Raw genomic sequence first — 18,352 nt, 5'->3', positions numbered from 1 at the left:
GCGATGCATTTTTCTTATGTTATGAATCTATAAATACAAGTTGTAATAAAGCATACTAAAAATGCGATTAAAGTAGGTATAACAATAGAGAATACTGTCCATTTTATGCTTTGAGTTTCTTTCTTTATTGTCCATATCGTTGTAGAACATGGCCAATGGAGTAAGCTAAAGAGCATAGTATTAAGGGCAGTTAATGGTGTCCAACCATGACTTTGTAATATATTATTTAATGCTTCAATACTATCAAATTCTATTATTGATCCTGTTGATAAATAAGCCATAAGTAAAATAGGAAGAACTATTTCATTTGCAGGAAGTCCTAAAATAAATGCCATTAGAATAAAGCCATCTAGTCCAATGAATTTTCCTATTGGGTCTAAAAAACTAGCTATATGATCTAAAATGTTCATGTTTCCGATAAAAGCATTTCCAAGCACCCATATAATGGCTCCTGCTGGTGCAGCTATCAATACAGCTCTTAGTAATACAAATATGGTTCTATCAATTACTGAAGTATATATTAATCGTAATAGTTGAGGTCTTCTGTAAGGAGGAAGCTCTAAGGTAAAAGAAGAGGGTACCCCCTTTAAAACTGTTTTAGATAAAAGATAGGATACAAAAAGTGTTACCGCTATACCGATTATTACTAGTAGAGTTACAGAAAAAGCAGGAATAAGCGAAGACACTTTCTTATCAGAACTCATTGTAAAAAAAATAGTTGATATCGCAATAAGTGTTGGGAATCTTCCATTACAGGGAACAAAGTTATTAGTTAAAATTGCTATAATCCTTTCTCTAGGGGATTCTATTATTCTGCAGCCAATTACTCCAGCTGCATTACATCCAAAACCCATGCACATGGTAAGGCATTGTTTCCCGTGAGCGCAGGCTCTTTTGAAAAGATGATCCATGTTAAAGGCTATGCGAGGTAAGTAACCCAAATCCTCTAATAGAGTAAAAATTGGGAAAAAAATAGCCATTGGAGGAAGCATAACGGAAACAACCCAAGCCAAAGTTCTATATAGACCTAGTACCAATACACCATGAAGCCAGGTAGGAGCATTTAAGTAAGTAAACCAAGCTGTAAGCTTTTTTTCAAAGGAAAAAAGAATATCAGATAGTACCTGAGAAGGTAAATTTGCTCCCTTGATTGTAATCCAAAATATAGCGCCTAACAATAAAAGCATTAAAGGAATTCCAAATCTTTTTGAGGTTATAATATTGTCTATTTTTTCATCTCTTTTAAATCTTTCTGCATCTTCTTTAACATATCTATCCTTAATTAATTTTGCGGTCTTATAATTTTCTTCGTTTATATACTCTCTTATTTTTTCTCTAGAACTTTGCAGTTTTAAATTTTCACTAATAGCTTTTAAATTTAGTATTTCTTCATCTGATAAGTACTGCTCCATTGAGTTTAAAATGCCTTTATCTCCATCAATTAATCTGAGTGAAAGCCATCTTGAATTTATGGAAGGGATTATTTCAGTAACCAAAGGTTCTAATTGCCTAACTAAAGTTTCGATTTCATCAGAATAAGTAATTCTTAGATTTGAGAAGCTATATTCTTTTTTTGTTGCAGTTTTAATACATTCAAGTAGTTCATTTATGCCGAATCCACTTCTTGCAGCTGTTAAAATTACAGGTATTCCAAGCTCTTTTTCTATACCTCTTCCATCTACAGTAATATTCTTTTTTTTAGCTTCATCAATAAGGTTTATGCAGAGAATTACATTTCTTGTTAGTTCCATGATTTGAAATAATAAATTTAAGTTTCTCTCAAGACAAGTAGCATCAGCAACTACTATGACTGCTTCTGGATTCCCAAAGCATATAAAATCCCTAGCAACTACCTCCTCAACAGAGGAGGCAAATATTGAGTAAGTACCAGGTAAATCAACTAAGATATAGTTATCATTTTTATAATTAAAGTTGCCCATAGCATTTACAACAGTTTTTCCAGGCCAATTGCCTGTATGTTGCCTTAGACCAGTTAGAGAATTAAAAACTGTGCTTTTGCCTGTATTAGGGTTTCCTGCTAATGTAATAACATGTTCCTTTTCATTTTTATCTATATTAAACATATCTTTTAATGAACTTTTTTGAGAAGTCTTATAAGTTAATCCCATTAAATGCACTCTCCTAAAAGTAATAATTAGTTAATAGAAACATGGACTAAAGATGCCTCTTCTCTTCTTAAAGCAATCATGCTCCCTCTTATTTTATAAACTGTAAGATTATTTGCAGGACCTTTTCTAATTACTTCAATTTTAGCCCCTTTTGTCATACCTAAAGCTAGCATCCTCTCTTTTAATAAATCTTTAGCATATAAACTTTCCACTATTACTGTTTCGCCAGCTTGTATCTCAGATAATTGATTCATTGCATACACCTCATTTATTTAAAATTGCATAGGCTACAAATGTTAACCTAGACTAACCTTGTCTTTTATATACTATGATTTTCTAAAAGTAAGTGTTACGAAATTTGAAAAACGGTTGCAATATACAATAGTTTTATATTACAATTATAAGAAAGAGAAAATAGAGGAAAAGGTTTAGGTAAGCTTTTATTAGAATATCTAATAAATACAGCTATAGAGAAACTTATTGTAAAAAGTTTTTAATAAAATTAGCAAATAATAGAATAATATGCTAGAATGATAATAATAAACAATCATTATCAAATAATATTTATTTTTGAATATTTAATTTAATTAAAAATAAAATTATAGTATAGGTGGTAAGTATTATGATTGTATACTCGATTATATCTTTTCTAGCATCTTTAATTTATCTGCATATAGGATTATATGCTTATGGATTAAATAGTAAATGTAAAGTTAATAGAGTATTTCTATTGCTATGTGTAAGTATAGCACTGTGGTCTTTTGCCTATGCCTTTGCTTATCTTGCAAGCGATGTTTACTCTTTTTCTTTTTGGAATAAAGTATCAGCCTTTGGATGGTGTACCTTTAGTGCCATAGCTTTAGATTTAGTATTAAATATCACTAAAAATAAATATGTACAAAATAAGATTGTCACAATAATCATTTATATTCCAGCATTTATATTTTTATATATGGTTATTTTCCTATTTTCACCAGATATTAAAACCACTTATCTAGTAGAACAACTTTTTTATAAAGGAAATTTCTGGTATAATTTCGGATATTTATTATGCAGCATTTTGATAATATACAGATGGGGAAGGCTATCGGAACAAAAGATAGTAAAAAGACAAGCCAGAATTATAGTCATTACTTCAAGCATCCCTTTTGTTTTAAATCTAATTACACAAGATTTTTTGGGGGCTTTAGGATTTAAACAGATTCCTTTAATGGGTCAAATTTATATGATGATAAGCATTCTAGGGGTTTATTATATAATAACAAAATACGGATTCATGCAGATTCCTAATTCTATACTTGCTGAGGAAATGCTTACTGAGGTTATGGACCTAACTTTTTTACTTGATCCAGAGGGGAATATAATTAAAATAAGCAAGCATACATTTGAGTTATTAGGATATAGCTTAGAGGAACTTATAAACCGTCCTATTACATATGTATTAAAGGACAAGGTTGTTCATGAGATGCATGTAAATAGAAATTGGGGAAAGGATGTATCTAGATTTCAGGAATTGCAATGTGCTAATAAAAAAGGAGAGCTAATACCTGTTAGTATTTCTTGTACTCCTATAGTAGATGAAAGTTCAGAAAGATTACTAGGAATATTAATTGTTGGACAAGATATAAGGCTTTTAAAACAACTTAATAATGAAATAAGAGGACATCAAGAGACTGCTAAAAAGCTGGAAAATTCAGAGGAAATCTTTAAGCTTATGGTAGAAATCATGCCCCTAGGATTGGTACTAACAAGAAAGGTTGATGAAAAGGTTATTTATATAAATGAAAATACAGAAAAAATGTTTGGCGTTAGATTAAAGGATGTAGTAGGTAGACCTAGTGCATCGTATTATTTTGATACTAAAGATAGAGAAGAAATCTTTTATAAAGTTAAAGAAATGGGCTTTATAAAAGATAAAGAAACACTACTTAAAAAAGCAAATGGGGAACACTTTTGGTGCAATATATCTGCAGTTTCAGCAAAATATAAGGGAGAAGAAGTTTTGCTCAACTGTATTAATGATATAAATGAAAAAAAGCTTATGCAGCAAAGTATTGCTAAATCCCAAGAATTATTTAATAAATTGATTATGTCTTTACCAGATCCTGTGGTAATCACAGATTTAGAAGGAAGAATTACTTATGCTAATGATGCGGCTCCCAAAGTAGGTGGCTATGAAAAGTCAGATGAAATTGTTGGGAAAAATATATTTTCTATGATACATAAAAGTGATATAGAAAAGGCAAAAGGTAAATTTATTGATATGCTCCTAGGAACACAAGAACCTGTAGAATATACCATGGTAAAAAAAGATGGTACATCATATAGAACAGAAGTAAATGCTGATATTCTGAGAAATGAAAAAAATGAGCCCTATGGGATGATTTTCGTTGGAAGAGATATTACAAAAAGGAAAGAAGTGGAGGACAAGCTTAGGAAGGCAAAAGAAGAAATAGAGATAATGAATAGTGAATTGAGTGAAAGAAATTCTCAACTTATCAAGGCAAATTTAGAACTCCAAGATATATCTAAAAGAGATAGTCTTACAAACTTATATAATCATCAATATATTAATGAGAGACTTGAAGATGAGATAAGTAAGGCTAAATTTTTTAACCATGGTTTATGGGTTATGATGATAGATATCGATTTCTTTAAAAGGGTAAATGATACCTATGGTCATCAAGTAGGTGATTGGGTTATAGTAACACTTTGCAGAATAATTGATAAGTGCACTAGAGAAAAAGACCTATTAGGAAGATATGGTGGAGAAGAATTTGTAGTTGTATTACCAGATTTAAATAAGGAGGATGCTTTAGCTATTTCAGAATCGATAAGAAAAAAAGTTGAGGATTATATTTTTGACATAGAAACTTTGAGAATTACAGTAAGCATAGGGCTTACAGAATATATAAATGATGATGATTCAAAAGCTGTAATCAAAAGAGCAGATATGCTATTATATGAAGCTAAAAAGAATGGAAGAAATAGAGTAGAATATATTCATAATTAATACATAGTTTTACTCCTATATGGAAATCTTACTATTAGTAAAATTTAAAACGAGGTGAGTATTTCTATGAGTGAAACTATATTAGAAAAAGCTGAAGGACGTGTAAGCTACCACGATTCCGTTGAAGAGATGCTAAAAAAAATTAGAGAAGATGGAATGTCTAATGTATTTGACAGATGGACTAAGCAGGAAAAGATACGTTGTAAATTCTGTCTTCAAGGATTAAGCTGTCAATTATGCTCTCAAGGACCATGTAGAATAAATGATAAAGGTGAACCAGAAAAAGGTGTATGTGGAATTGGACCAGATGCAATGGCCATGAGAAATTTCCTATTAAAAAATATAATGGGGGCAGGTACATACAGCCATCATGCATATGAAGCCTTCCGTACATTGAAAGCAACAGGAGAAGGAAAAACCCCATTTACAATTAAAGATGTAAATAAGCTAAAATGGATGTGTGAAAAGCTAGGAATTAATACAAATCAAGATACAAACCAAATGGCTATACAATTAGCAGAATTGTTGCAAAGACAACAAGAAATTGCTGAAGATGATGAGAACCTTATGGTAGAAGCTTTTGCACCAAGAAAAAGAAAAGAACTTTGGAAGAAGATAAATGTTTACCCTAAAGGAACAATTCATGAAGAGCAAAACTGTGTAGCTAGCTGCTTAACAAATGTAGATGGAAGCTATAAATCTTTAGCTGCAAAGGCACTTCGATTAGGAATAGCTACTATATATAATTCTCAAATTGGACTTGAAATGGTTCAAGATATTTTATTTGGAACACCTACCCCTCATGAAGTAAACGTAGACTTAGGTATCATGGATCCGGACTACGTAAATGTAGTATTTAATGGACACCAACCTTGGGGTGGAGCTGCTACAATAGAGAAGGCAAGATTAGCTGAAGTTCAAGAAAAAGCAAAAGCAGCCGGAGCAAAGGGACTTCGTGTAGTAGGCTCCATTGAAACAGGTCAAGAATTGTTACAAAGATTCCAAGTAGATGATGTTTTTGTAGGCTTAATGGGTAATTGGTTGTCTATAGAACCTCTTTTAGCTACAGGGACAGTAGACGTTTTAGCAATGGAAGAAAACTGTTCACCACCAGCCATAGATCACTATGCAGAAAGATATCAAGCAACTTTAGTGAGTATAAGTACTATTATAGACTTGCCTGGACTCAATCATAAGATTCCATACTATCCTGAAAAAGTAAATGAAATGGCAGATACCTTAATTGATTTAGCCATAGAAAACTTTAAAAAGCGCAAAGGCAAAGTTCAACCAATGGTTCCAAAGAAAATTCAAAAGGCAATAGCAGGCTTTTCAACTGAAGCAGTTTTAGGAGCACTTGGAAATAAACTTGATCCATTAGTAGATGTAATAGCAGCAGGAAAGATTAAAGGTGTAGTAGCACTTGCAAACTGCTCAACACTAAGAAACGGTCCACAAGACTGGAATACAGTAAATCTTACAAAGGAATTAATTAAAAAAGATATATTAGTTGTTGCAGGAGGCTGCGGAAACCATGCACTAGAGGTAGCTGGACTGTGCACTTTAGAAGCGGCAAATGAAATAGCTGGGGAAGGTTTAAAAGAAGTTTGTAATTTATTGAAGATTCCTCCAGTATTAAGCTTTGGAACTTGTACAGATACAGGAAGAATATCAATGCTTGTAACTGCTCTTGCAGATCACTTAGATGTAGATGTATCTGATTTGCCAATAGCAGTTACTGCCCCAGAATGGATGGAACAAAAGGCTACTATAGATGGAATATTTGCAATAGCATATGGTGCATATACTCATTTATCTCCAACTCCATTTATGACTGGTGCCCCTAAGCTTGTAAAGCTACTAACTGAAGAAGTAGAAGATATTACTGGTGGTAAGGTGGCTCTTGGAGATGATCCTGTAGAAGTTGCAAAAAATATAGAAGCACATATAGTAAATAAGAGAAAGAAAATGGGATTAAGCTAAAATAGAAAACTCACACTTACAAGAGAATAGGTGTGAGTTTATTTTTATTATAATAAATTGAAACAGTTATTGAAAAGGTGTAGAATTATGTAAATTAACATAGTTTTTTGACCGATATTTATATAGAGGTATACTAAATTTGATTAAGGAGAGAATTTATGCTATATGATTTTTATATAAATCTTCTTACCATGATTACATTTCTATTTATTATGGGCAGCATTATAAGGCATATAGATTTTGACCTAAGTAAGTTAGAAAGAAGAATTTTCATTGGTGTAATGTTTGGAATCCTTTCTATAATTCTTATGTTGTCAACTATAAAAATAGTTGGGACAAGTACTATTTTAGATTTGAGAAATTTTTCCATTGTTTTAGCTTCCTATTACGGATTTACTGTTTGTTTGATAACAGCACTTATTACAATAATATTTAGAGCACTATATTATGGAGTTAATTTGTCTGCTTTATTAGCCTTATGTAATATAACAGCCACTGTATTAGTATGTAGTTATATAGAGAGGAGAAAGCTTTCTTCTTTTAAAACCTGGGTATTTAAAGCTGGAGGCGCTATATTAGCATTACTAGTTACTATTTCATACTTACTTTGGAATGTTCCTAATAAAAATATAGTTCTAATGTATTATTTCTTGATGAACTTTTCCGCAGCAATTATAATTTATTTTTTCCGAGAAAGCATAGACTTATCTAATCACAAGTATTCGAAATATAAGGCTGAAGCTTCAGTAGACTTTCTAACTGGTTTAAATAATGTACGCAGATTTGAGAAATTGGCAACCTCCTTGTTAGAGGATGCTAAGAAAAACCACGAAGACTTATGTATACTTATGATTGATATAGACCATTTTAAACTAGTAAATGATACCTATGGACATAGTTCAGGTGATGCTGTACTGCAGCAATTAGCTTATATTTTAAAGTTGAACTGCAAACAAGGAGATATAGTTTCACGAAATGGGGGAGAAGAGTTTACAGTGTTACTTCCAAGAAGAACTCCTTCAGAAGCCTTTAAAATAGGAGAAAATATAAGAAAGAGTATCGAAGATAATAAATTCTTTTTGCTAGATAATAAAAAAATTAAAATTACCATCTCTATTGGCATAGCTGCATTTCCTCATAATGCACAGAATTTAAAAGAATTATTACTTAAAGCTGACCAGGCACTATACTGTGCGAAGGAAGCAGGAAGGAATAAGGTCTGCTATGCATGTAAATTAAAAATAAATGATTAGAAATATAATTATAGCTGTGTGAATAACACAGTTTTTTATTTTATCTCAATAATGTATTGACTAAATAAGAACATAGTAATATACTATTATTGAACATATGAATATACATTCATATGAATGGAGGGGAGTTTATTGAATAAAAACGAAAACTGTATAGAAAGCTGTAACTGTAGCGTTATTCACGAGGATATTATAAATTCGGTTAGAAAAGGTATGCCAAAGGACGAAATCTTGTATGATTTAGCAGAGCTTTTTAAGGTCTTTGGAGATACTACAAGAACGAAGATACTGTATGCTCTTTTTCAAGCTGAAATGTGTGTTTGCGATATGGCAGCGTTGCTTGGAATGAGTCAATCAGCTATATCACATCAGCTTAAAGTACTAAAGCATACTAGATTGGTTAAGCATAGAAGAGAAGGAAAGGTAGTATACTATTCATTAGATGATGATCATATAAAAAAGATTTTTGATTATGGTTACGCTCATGTCAATGAAAAATAACTAAGGGGGACATAGAATGGGTGATAAAAACAAGAAAGAGCTATTTCTAGAAGGCTTATGTTGTGCAAATTGTGCTGCTAAAATCGAAAGAGAAGCCAATAAAATTTCAGGAGTAGACAAGGCCACTGTAGATTTTGTATCTAAAAAGCTTATAGTAAATTTAGATCACAATAGTGATTTTAATAGAATATTAAATGAAGCTGCGAATATAGTAAAAATGATAGAGCCCGAAGTGAAGGTTATAAATAGAGAAGATACTAAAGCAGAAAAGCATCATTCTCATGAAGACAGCGATGAAGGTTATAAAGAAGAAATATTTAAAATAGCTGTAGGTTTAGTACTATTTTTCAGTGCACTTTATTTCAAGTTTCCTGAAAAAATTGAATTTACTCTATTTTTAGTAAGCTATTTGATAGTTGGTGGAGAAATATTACTTAGGGCTATTAAGAACATTTTAAGAGGACAAGTATTTGATGAAAACTTTTTAATGAGTATTGCTACTGTGGGGGCTTTTGCAATTGGAGAATTTCCAGAGGGAGTGGCAGTTATGCTGTTCTACCAAATAGGGGAGCTATTTCAAGACATGGCTGTTAAAAAGTCTAGAAAGTCCATTAGTGAGCTTATGGATATTAGACCTGATTATGCTAATTTAAAAATAGATAACGATATAAAAAGGGTAAGTCCAGAAGAAATAAAAGTTGGAGATATAATAGTTGTAAAACCAGGAGAAAAAATTCCTCTTGATGGAAGAGTATTAGAAGGTAAATCCATGTTAGATACATCAGCTTTAACTGGTGAGTCTGTGCCAAGAGAGGTGGAAGCTGGAGCTTCGGTATTAAGTGGATTTATCAATAAAAATGGGGTATTAAGTATACAAGTTGAGAAAGTCTTTAAAGATTCTACTGTAGCTAAGATATTAGATTTAGTGGAGAATGCTAGCAGCAGAAAGGCACCAACTGAAAACTTTATTACTAAATTTGCAAGATATTATACACCAGCAGTAGTAATTACGGCTTTAATTTTATCGATTATACCTCCACTATTAATTCAGGGAGCTACTTTCCAACAATGGATATACAGGGCACTGGTATTTTTAGTTGTGTCTTGCCCATGTGCCTTAGTAGTATCAATTCCTTTAGGTTTCTTTGGTGGTATAGGAGGAGCATCAAAAAATGGCATACTTGTAAAGGGAGGAAATTATCTAGAGGCTCTTAACCAGGTAGATACAGTTGTATTTGACAAGACAGGAACTCTAACTAAAGGTGTATTTAAGGTTACAGAAATAAAAACCACAGGAGCAATCTCAAAGGATGATTTATTAGAATATGCTGCTTTTGCTGAGGCTTACTCTAATCACCCAATAGGGTTATCTATTTTGGAGGCTTATGGAAAAGACATTAATAGAAGCGAAATAAAAGGGTATAATGAAATTCCAGGCAAAGGAATAAGGATAAAACTAAAAGAAAATGAAGTTGCAGTAGGTAATGCAAAGCTAATGAAAGAGGATAATATTAGTTTTAATGAAGTTGATGCAATAGGTACTATTGTTTATGTAGCTGTAGATAAAGTATATTGTGGTTATATAGTGATTTCCGACGAAATAAAGGAGGATTCAAAAGCTGCAATTGATATTCTTAAAGAAATGGGAATTAAGAAAATTATAATGCTTACAGGAGACTCAAAGCTAGCTGCAGAAGCAGTAGGAAAAAGATTAGGAATAGAGAAAATATACTCTGAGTTATTACCAGGAGAAAAAGTTGAAAAACTTGAAATGATGGATACAGATAAGAATAACAAAGGAAAGATAATTTTTGTCGGAGATGGAATTAATGATGCACCTGTACTGGCTAGAGCTGATATAGGCATTGCCATGGGAGGAGTAGGTTCTGATGCAGCAATTGAAGCTGCCGACGTAGTAATCATGACAGATGAACCATCTAAAATAGCTACGGCAGTAAAAATATCTAAAAGAACAAAAAGCATTGTACTTCAAAATATTATTTTTGCATTAGGGGTTAAGCTAGTTGTATTACTTCTTGGAGCTTTAGGCTTTGCAAACATGTGGGAGGCTGTATTTGCAGATGTAGGTGTGGCAGTAATCGCTATTTTAAATTCCATGAGAGCACTAAAAACACAATAAAAAATTAAATCCTGTACCCAAAAGTCCAACATAACAATTGAGTACAGGATTTATTTATAATGAAATATTAAGGGAAACCGATTTATTTTAGGGTAATATAAGTTTTATAAATATATCCATTGGAAGTGCCGTAGTTTATTTTATACCAGTTGCCTGATTCACCAACTATTGTAACAGATGTTCCACTTTTTAATACTCCAATTTTTTTACCTTTAGAACTTGCTGAAGCTCTTACGTTTAGAGCAGAGGCATTAACAATACCAGTTATAAGGCTAGAAGTTTTTGATTCAGTTACTTTAACTTCAGGCTTCTTTATTTCTACTACCTTTCCAGCAGTAGTGTAAGCATAAAATTTTGTTAAAACATCTTGAGGAACATAAACATCTTGTACTTTGTAGGTTTTTCCGTCTTTTGTAATAGGAACAATTACTCCATCAAATTTAACCTTTGTTCCATTAAATTCACCTTGATTAGTAAAACCATATAGTTTTAAGGTGTTACTGTCCTTAGTTACTATAATAACTGGATTATCTATATCAGATGAATCTATAGAGATTTCTCCACCTAGCTTTTCAAAGCCTACACTTGCCTTTTGGAACAATTGGCTAGTGGCAGTAGCTAAGTTTAAGCCTGTAACTCTTTCTAGGTATTTTGCAACTTCTGTGTTGTCAACTAAACCAGATAATTTTTCTACTCCAGCGGGAGAATAACAGTATAAACCTACATCACCAGCTGTGTGGTTGTTACTAGACCAAGCTATACCAACTCTTTTATTAACCACGCTAGTTAAATTTCCATCTTGTATAGTTTTTATTTCTTCTTCTGTCAAATTATCAAAGTCAAAATTTTCTTTAACACTTGATTTTATAGTATCAACATCTTTTTGCTTTAGCTGTTCTGAAATTAATCCAGTAGATGCCTTTGCCTTTGTTAGCCTCACTATGGTATCTTCAAAAGTAACAGAAGCGTAATCTTTTCCAATATCCTTACCTAAATCAACCATACCCAAGGTTCCGCCACCTGTACTGTGATCAGATACAGAAATAACAACAGTATTTCCATCCTTTTTAGCAAAATCAAGAGCAGCTTTTACTGCCTTATCATAAGCAACTATTTCAGAAGCAATTTTTGATGGATCATTAGCGTGACCTGCCCAGTCAATTTGGCTTCCCTCAACCATTAAGAAGAAACCCTCTTTATCTTTAGACAATATTTCTAATGCTTTATTTGTCATTTCCTCTATAGTGGGTTCTGTAGGAGCTACCTTTTCTCTGTCAATATCTGCTGCAAAGGCTTGAGGTGCAAATAATCCCCACATCTTAGTAGCTTTTGTGGAATTAAGCTCATCCTTAGTAGTTAAATAAGTATATCCCATAGATTTTAATACTTCTCTTAAATCTATTCCATCTTTTCTATATTGAGTTTTTCCGTTATCTGATTTTGCTTCAGAAGATAATATTCTATCTCCTCCGCCTAAAACTAAGTCGAAGTCTCCATATACCATTTGCTTCATAATTGAATTATATTGGCTTCTTGAGGCTGCATGAGCAGAAAAATCAGCAGGAGTTGCATGAGTAACCTCAGAAGTTGCTATAAGGCCTGTAGCTTTTCCAGCTTGTCTTGCAGCTTCAATTAAAGTAGCCTTAGGTATATTTCCATCTTTATTACTTAAAACTCCTATATGTTTATCTTCTGTCTTAAAACCAGTTGAAAAAGCTGTACCACCTGGAGCAGAATCAGTTATAGGTCCATCTTGCCAATAGGTTTTTACTAAACCTGTCAATATGGAATCCATAGTCAATTGATCATTTCCTCCAATACCGTCCTTTTTTAGATCGTAATATAATCTAGCAAGAGTAACTGATTCTACACTCATTCCGTCAGGAATTAAGAAAATAACATTTTTAGCTTTCTTTATCACTTTTGTTTCTGCTGCATAAACAGTATTAGAAATTCCAAGTAGAGGTTGAACTAAACCTGTTGATAATTGTCCTGCCACTATTGCAGAGCAAATTATAGCAGCAATCTTTTTCTTAGCTTTAAGCATAAAAAATTCCTCCTAAATTATAAATAGAATAAACAATTTCTATTTATAATACTATTACACGTAAGTTATGAGAAGTTTATGTATAGTTTAAGGAGTTGTTAAATATTACTAATAAAAGGAAGCTACCTTATTACTTAAAGTAATAAAATAGCTTCCTATTGAAACTTTCTTAGTTTAGTAACAAACAAAACTGTCTATTCTTCTTAAATCAATTCCGAAGTAAACCCATCTTCTGCCATTCCATCTATAACCAGCAAGGGATCTTCTTCCTACGAAAACAGGGAAAATCCAAAAGCTTCTGCCATTATCCAGCCATACATAGGTAAACCTATAAAGACATCTTCTAATAGCACCTGGATCTACTGCCTGTACTCCGATGCCGCCAAAGCTTTGAGCCTGAGTTTGAGAAGGCGTAAAGGATGGTGGTGGACCCATAGGTTGAGCACCAGAAGGACCCATTCCTCCACCTGGGAATCCTGTAGGTGGTCCAAATGGAGGACCGCCTCCTGGTGGGAATTGGCGATACATATCATCACTATAGTAAAAAGTTTCGTCGTATGGATACAAGAAAATACACTCCTTTTAAGTACTACAATACATGATATGTAATATGGCTGAATTAGGTTAATAATAAATAATAATTTATTTTACTAATTTATTTTTGAATTTTTCAATTAATTGTGGAAGAATTTTTTCTATATCTCCTACAATTCCGTAATGAGCAACTTTAAAGATTGGAGCATCTGGATCTTTATTAATTGCCACAATAATCTCTGAAGAAGATATTCCAGCTAAATGTTGTATTGCTCCTGATATTCCACAGGCAATATATAATTTTGGAGATACAGTTTTACCAGTTTGACCTATTTGGTGTGCATACTCAATATAGCCTTCATCTACTGCAGCACGAGATGCCCCTACTGTAGCATTAAGCACCTTTGCTAATTCTTCTACTAGCTGCAGATTTTTAGAGTCACCAATACCTCTTCCAGCTGCAACTATTATTTCAGCATCTTCTAAGTTTAATTCTTCCTTAGGGAAAGTGCATACATCTAAAACTTTAACTTTTGTAGAAGCTGGTATTATTACTTCAGGGTTAATTATGGTACCCTTTCTATTATAATCTGGCTCTATAGCTTTCATAACTTTAGGACGAACTGTTGACATTTGTGGTCTGTGGTTAGGGCACACAATTGTAGCCATTAAATTACCACCAAAAGCTGGTCTTGTTTGAAGCAAAATTTTCTTTTCTTTATCTATTTCTAGAATTGTGCAATCAGCTGTAAGACCAGTATTTAATCTTGAGGATATTCTAGGAGCTAATGAACGACCGTAAGCTGTTGCTCCTAAAAGGACTATATCTGGCTTATATTGTTTTATTAAATCGCAAATTATATTTGCATAACTTTCATCGTTATATCTTGAAAGTGACGGATCATCTATGCAATAAACATTATCTGCACCATAGGCAATAAGTTCTTTTACAGTGTTTTCTAAAGAACTTCCAAGTAATACAGCAGATACATCAGTATCTAAGTCTTTAGCAAGTCTTGAAGCTTGGCCTAAAAGTTCAAGAGAAACAGACTCTAAAACTCCATCCTTTTGTTCAGCAAAAACCCATATACCTTTATATTCAGAAGTGTCTACTCCTTTAACTTCATCTTTTATTAAATCTATAGCCTTAAATTTACATGTACTTACACAAGAACCGCATAAGGTACAATTATCTAAGATTACAGCTTTTTTATCTTCAATTTTGATGGCTCCAAAAGGGCATGAGTTCACACACAGCTTGCAGCCCACACACTTATCCTTTAATATTTTAATACTGCTCATAATATACCTCCCTATTGAAATGACAAGCCAAGTGATAATAAATTATCTACTAGTTTTTCAGCTTGCTCTTCTGGTGTTCCTTCTATCATTTCACTGCTGATATTGTATTCTGGTATGAAGGTCTTTACAACCTGAGTTGGAGAACCAGATAATCCGGTGAATTTGCTATCGGCATTTATATCAGAAATGTTTAAGATAGCAACCTCCCTATTTTTAGCATCTCTTAGGTTTTTAATAGAAGGAAGTCTTGGTACATTTAAGTCTTCCATAACAGTTATAAGAGCTGGAAGTGAGGACTCTATTACTTCATATCCTTCAGAGGTAAGTCTAGTGCAGCGAATAAATCCATCCCCAATTTCTTCGATTTTATTAACATAAGTAATATGAGGTATACCTAGCTTCTCAGCAAGGCTAGGGCCTACTTGAGCAGTGTCGCCATCTGTTGCTTGTCTACCGCATATTATAAGGTCATAGTCTTTAATTTTCTTTACTCCCATGGAAAGTGCATAGGAGGTTGCAAGAGAATCTGCTCCTGCAAAGGCTCTGTCACTTAAAAGGAAAGCTTCGTCTACTCCAAGAGCCATGGTTTGCTTTAAAAGTTGAGCTGTTTGTGGGATTCCCATACTTAAAGCAGTTACCTTGCCTTTATGGGCATCCTTTAATCTTAAAGCTTCTTCAATGGCAAAAGTATCAAAAGGATTTATGATTGATTCAATTCCTTCTCTTATTATAGTATTGGTTTCTTTATTCATTTTAACTTCATTAGTTCCAGGAACTTGCTTTACACATACGATTATATTCATTCTTTTCACCTACTCCTCAAAAAGGTTTCCTCTATTTAGTCTATTTTCAGGGTCAAATAAGTTTTTCAAGGCTTTCATTTCCTTAATTCCCTTTTCTCCCATCATCTTTCCTAATAGATGAATTTTAAGTTTACCAATACCATGTTCAGCAGATACTGTACCACCCATAGCTATTACTTTTTCAGCCCAACTATTGTACAATTCTTTTCCTTTATGATATTCATCCATATCCCTTGGGATTATATTTACATGCAAATGGTTATTTCCAATGTGGCCAAATATAACAGATTCCAAACCTGCTTCCTCTAAGCTCTTGTTGTAAAGCTTCATGACATCTTCAAGGCATGAATCAGGTACTGCCATGTCAGTTCCAAGCTTTGTGATAGCTGGATGAGTCTTACGTCTATTATCAATTAGAAGATTTACAGACTCAGGAGCTGCATGTCTGAAGAAATGGAGCTGTTCGTTAGCTTGAGGGCTTGTTGCAACCCAAGTGTCTCCTTCATTTCCACCGCAGGACTCTATAATTTCTCCTGCTTTTATTACCATATCTTCAACCTCTTCATCACTATTTCCAGCATATTCAGTATAAACTGCTGAATTATAATGAGAAGGCAAATCTAATAATTTGTTAAAGGCAGGGTTTTCTATTTTAGCTTTTCTAAGTAGATTTAATACATTAGAGTTAAAATACTCTACAGCTACTGGAGAAACATTTTTTCTTATGCTTTGAACAAACTTTAAAGCTTTTTCTTCCTGATCAAAGAAGGCAGTTACTGCATAATGTACCTTAGGAGCTTTTAAAAGCTTTAGCTCTATTTCGCTTACTATACCTAAAGTACCTTCAGAACCTATAAATAAATCTAGTAAGTCCATATCTTTTAATGTAAAATATCCTGAAGCATTTTTAACCTTTGGCATAAGATAGTCAGGAACGGAACCTTTAATAAGTTTTTCAGAAAGCGTACTTATTGTAAAGGAACCATTTTCTGCTTTATTTTCTCCACGGCTTAGGGAAATTACATCTCCATCAACTAGAACTATGCGCATAGCTTCAATGTAATTTCTTGTAGGACCATACTTGAAAGAGCAAGCTCCAGATGCATTACAAGCTATCATACCGCCTATTGATGCAGAAGTTTCAGTTGGATCAGGTGAAAAGAAGTATTCTTCGGAGTTTTTAAACTTTTCTAGTGCTTTTAGAGATTCACTATCCCAATTTTCTGTATCATCAAATTCTTTTTTCTTTAAAGCAAGTCTAAGCTGTGATAAAACAACTCCAGGTTGAACTTTTACAAAAAAAGTTTGTGCTTTTTCATCATAGCGAAGACCCATTACTTTATTCATTCTGCTTAAACTTAATACGTGACCACCTTCAGGTACAGCACCACCAGTTATTCCAGTACGAGTACCTTGAGTAGTTATTAAAGTTCCCTTAGTCTTTAAAGATTCTAATATTTCAATAATTTCTTTTTCAGTTTTAGGAAAAGAAATAGATTCACCAGTACCAGTTCTACGAGACTCATCTCTTAAATAGTCCTGATGCTCTTTTTCAAGTTTTCTAATAAGAACATTTTCCATCACAAATTGCCCCCTTTTTTAGTAATAATAAGATAATTTACCCCAAAACTATCTTGTAATTTATAAATACAATTTAAATTTAAGTATAACTTAATCTGATATATTTTTAAAGTCATTTAATATATAAATGTTACTTTTTTATTAAGAACATAATTTGACATAATGCGCTAACTAGCTTAAAGTATAATGTACAAAGTATTATGAATATAAATTTTAATAAGTAAATGCTTTTATTATGGGGCTAATTAAGGTTTTAGTGAGGTATAAACATGGCAGAAAAGAGAGAGGTATTTATATTATTAACTCATACGGGAACAATTCCTTCAAAAATAATAAGATTTTACACAAGAGAACCCTATTCTCATGTTTCTATTTCATTTGACTTAGGCTTAAATGAAACTTATAGTTTTGGGAGAAGGTTTGTAAATAATCCTATAATTGCAGGGTTAATAAAAGAAGATATAAGTGGAGGAACCTATGCAAAGTTTAAGAATACTACTTATGAATTGTATTCTTTAAGTATATCTATTAATCAATACGATAAATTAAAAAGAGAAATCCAGAGCTTATATAAAATGAAGGACAAGTATGGGTACAATTTTCTCGGTCTTTTAGGAATTTTGATGAAACGACCTATTAGTAGAAGAAATGCGTACTTCTGCTCTCAATTTGTAGCTACTGTGCTAGAAAGAAGTGATATAAAAATTATAAAAAAACCTTCAGGACTTGTAATACCTGGAGATTTTAGAAGGGCTAAAGGACTAAGGTTAGTTCGTAAGGGTATTTTATCGAAGCATAATGCTAATATAGCTAATATAAGATATGAAGAGGATATGAAAATTTCTTCGTAAAATTTGGAAACAAGCCCTTGACAAGAGGTTATTAATACCATATAATATAACCAAGATAAAAACATATGGTTTTTATTAAAAGGGAGTAGTTAAAGATATAATGCCAACATTACGATTAGAACATCTAATCTGGTATTATACGCCAATAAAATTGGTTACAAGACTTTTAATATAATTCTAATACTGCTAGGATTATATTAAAGGTCTTTTTTATT

Annotated in this window: 13 protein-coding genes; 6 read left to right on the top strand and 7 right to left on the bottom strand. The window is 32.6% G+C overall.

All coding sequences use genetic code 11. The features are described from left to right. Positions 1-14 precede the first annotated feature (14 nt). Together feoB and CLHOM_RS09035 are read right to left on the bottom strand one after the other, a co-directional pair. The gene (gene feoB / locus CLHOM_RS09040; RefSeq protein ID WP_052221373.1) at positions 15-2,129 is read right to left on the bottom strand and encodes a ferrous iron transport protein B; all 2,115 of its coding nucleotides are present in this window, start codon (positions 2,127-2,129) and stop codon (positions 15-17) included. 26 nt (positions 2,130-2,155) lie between these two features. Next, complete coding sequence (locus tag CLHOM_RS09035; protein ID WP_052221372.1) at positions 2,156-2,383, bottom strand: FeoA family protein; 228 nt, start codon at positions 2,381-2,383, stop codon at positions 2,156-2,158. 368 nt (positions 2,384-2,751) lie between these two features. Between CLHOM_RS09035 and CLHOM_RS09030 the strand changes: the two genes are divergently transcribed. The 5 genes from CLHOM_RS09030 to CLHOM_RS09010 all read left to right on the top strand — a co-directional run bounded on the left by CLHOM_RS09030 (position 2,752) and on the right by CLHOM_RS09010 (position 11,019). Further along, positions 2,752-5,142, top strand: a complete 2,391-nt coding sequence (locus CLHOM_RS09030; RefSeq protein WP_052221371.1) for a diguanylate cyclase — start codon at positions 2,752-2,754, stop codon at positions 5,140-5,142. Positions 5,143-5,208: 66 nt separating this feature from the next. Then, on the top strand, positions 5,209-7,125 hold the full coding sequence (cooS, locus tag CLHOM_RS09025; protein ID WP_052221370.1) for an anaerobic carbon-monoxide dehydrogenase catalytic subunit: 1,917 nt from the start codon (positions 5,209-5,211) through the stop codon (positions 7,123-7,125). A gap of 158 nt (positions 7,126-7,283) precedes the next feature. Next, positions 7,284-8,378 (top strand): GGDEF domain-containing protein, encoded by a 1,095-nt coding sequence (locus CLHOM_RS09020; RefSeq protein WP_052221369.1) that lies wholly within the window; start codon positions 7,284-7,286, stop codon positions 8,376-8,378. Between the two features lie 132 nt (positions 8,379-8,510). Then, a complete protein-coding gene (locus tag CLHOM_RS09015; RefSeq protein WP_242846757.1) occupies positions 8,511-8,879 on the top strand; it encodes an ArsR/SmtB family transcription factor in 369 nt (122 codons plus the stop codon). A gap of 16 nt (positions 8,880-8,895) precedes the next feature. Next, complete coding sequence (locus CLHOM_RS09010; protein WP_052221367.1) at positions 8,896-11,019, top strand: heavy metal translocating P-type ATPase; 2,124 nt, start codon at positions 8,896-8,898, stop codon at positions 11,017-11,019. Between the two features lie 82 nt (positions 11,020-11,101). Here CLHOM_RS09010 and CLHOM_RS09005 read toward each other — a convergent pair whose 3' ends face one another. The 5 genes from CLHOM_RS09005 to CLHOM_RS08985 all read right to left on the bottom strand — a co-directional run bounded on the left by CLHOM_RS09005 (position 11,102) and on the right by CLHOM_RS08985 (position 17,286). Next, a complete protein-coding gene (locus CLHOM_RS09005; RefSeq protein ID WP_052221366.1) occupies positions 11,102-13,066 on the bottom strand; it encodes an alkaline phosphatase in 1,965 nt (654 codons plus the stop codon). A 174-nt stretch (positions 13,067-13,240) separates the two neighbouring features. Continuing rightward, positions 13,241-13,633, bottom strand: coding sequence for a hypothetical protein (locus CLHOM_RS09000; RefSeq protein ID WP_341376972.1), 393 nt, complete (start codon positions 13,631-13,633; stop codon positions 13,241-13,243). Between the two features lie 75 nt (positions 13,634-13,708). Continuing rightward, positions 13,709-14,902 (bottom strand): electron transfer flavoprotein subunit alpha, encoded by a 1,194-nt coding sequence (locus tag CLHOM_RS08995; RefSeq protein WP_052221365.1) that lies wholly within the window; start codon positions 14,900-14,902, stop codon positions 13,709-13,711. 11 nt (positions 14,903-14,913) lie between these two features. Further along, positions 14,914-15,705 (bottom strand): electron transfer flavoprotein subunit beta/FixA family protein, encoded by a 792-nt coding sequence (locus tag CLHOM_RS08990; RefSeq protein WP_052221364.1) that lies wholly within the window; start codon positions 15,703-15,705, stop codon positions 14,914-14,916. A gap of 9 nt (positions 15,706-15,714) precedes the next feature. Continuing rightward, complete coding sequence (locus CLHOM_RS08985; protein WP_052221363.1) at positions 15,715-17,286, bottom strand: FAD-binding oxidoreductase; 1,572 nt, start codon at positions 17,284-17,286, stop codon at positions 15,715-15,717. A gap of 269 nt (positions 17,287-17,555) precedes the next feature. Here CLHOM_RS08985 and CLHOM_RS08980 point away from each other — a divergent pair, with 269 nt between their 5' ends. Further along, on the top strand, positions 17,556-18,137 hold the full coding sequence (locus CLHOM_RS08980; RefSeq protein ID WP_052221362.1) for a hypothetical protein: 582 nt from the start codon (positions 17,556-17,558) through the stop codon (positions 18,135-18,137). Positions 18,138-18,352: the final 215 nt, after the last annotated feature.

Source organism: Clostridium homopropionicum DSM 5847, from assembly GCF_001263795.1.
Classification (GTDB): Bacteria; Bacillota; Clostridia; order Clostridiales; family Clostridiaceae; genus Clostridium_H; species Clostridium_H homopropionicum.
Note: the sequence above shows the minus strand (reverse complement) of the source record. Positions and strands in the feature narration are given on the sequence as shown.

What these genes read in the sequence shown, in the direction of transcription:
- feoB (WP_052221373.1), bottom strand. Translation starts at nt 2,129, where the DNA reads ATGGGATTAACTTATAAGACTTCTCAAAAAAGTTCATTAAAAGATATG.
- CLHOM_RS09035 (WP_052221372.1), bottom strand. Translation starts at nt 2,383, where the DNA reads ATGAATCAATTATCTGAGATACAAGCTGGCGAAACAGTAATAGTGGAA.
- CLHOM_RS09030 (WP_052221371.1), top strand. Translation starts at nt 2,752, where the DNA reads ATGATTGTATACTCGATTATATCTTTTCTAGCATCTTTAATTTATCTG.
- cooS (WP_052221370.1), top strand. Translation starts at nt 5,209, where the DNA reads ATGAGTGAAACTATATTAGAAAAAGCTGAAGGACGTGTAAGCTACCAC.
- CLHOM_RS09020 (WP_052221369.1), top strand. Translation starts at nt 7,284, where the DNA reads ATGCTATATGATTTTTATATAAATCTTCTTACCATGATTACATTTCTA.
- CLHOM_RS09010 (WP_052221367.1), top strand. Translation starts at nt 8,896, where the DNA reads ATGGGTGATAAAAACAAGAAAGAGCTATTTCTAGAAGGCTTATGTTGT.
- CLHOM_RS09005 (WP_052221366.1), bottom strand. Translation starts at nt 13,066, where the DNA reads ATGCTTAAAGCTAAGAAAAAGATTGCTGCTATAATTTGCTCTGCAATA.
- CLHOM_RS08995 (WP_052221365.1), bottom strand. Translation starts at nt 14,902, where the DNA reads ATGAGCAGTATTAAAATATTAAAGGATAAGTGTGTGGGCTGCAAGCTG.
- CLHOM_RS08990 (WP_052221364.1), bottom strand. Translation starts at nt 15,705, where the DNA reads ATGAATATAATCGTATGTGTAAAGCAAGTTCCTGGAACTAATGAAGTT.
- CLHOM_RS08985 (WP_052221363.1), bottom strand. Translation starts at nt 17,286, where the DNA reads ATGGAAAATGTTCTTATTAGAAAACTTGAAAAAGAGCATCAGGACTAT.
- CLHOM_RS08980 (WP_052221362.1), top strand. Translation starts at nt 17,556, where the DNA reads ATGGCAGAAAAGAGAGAGGTATTTATATTATTAACTCATACGGGAACA.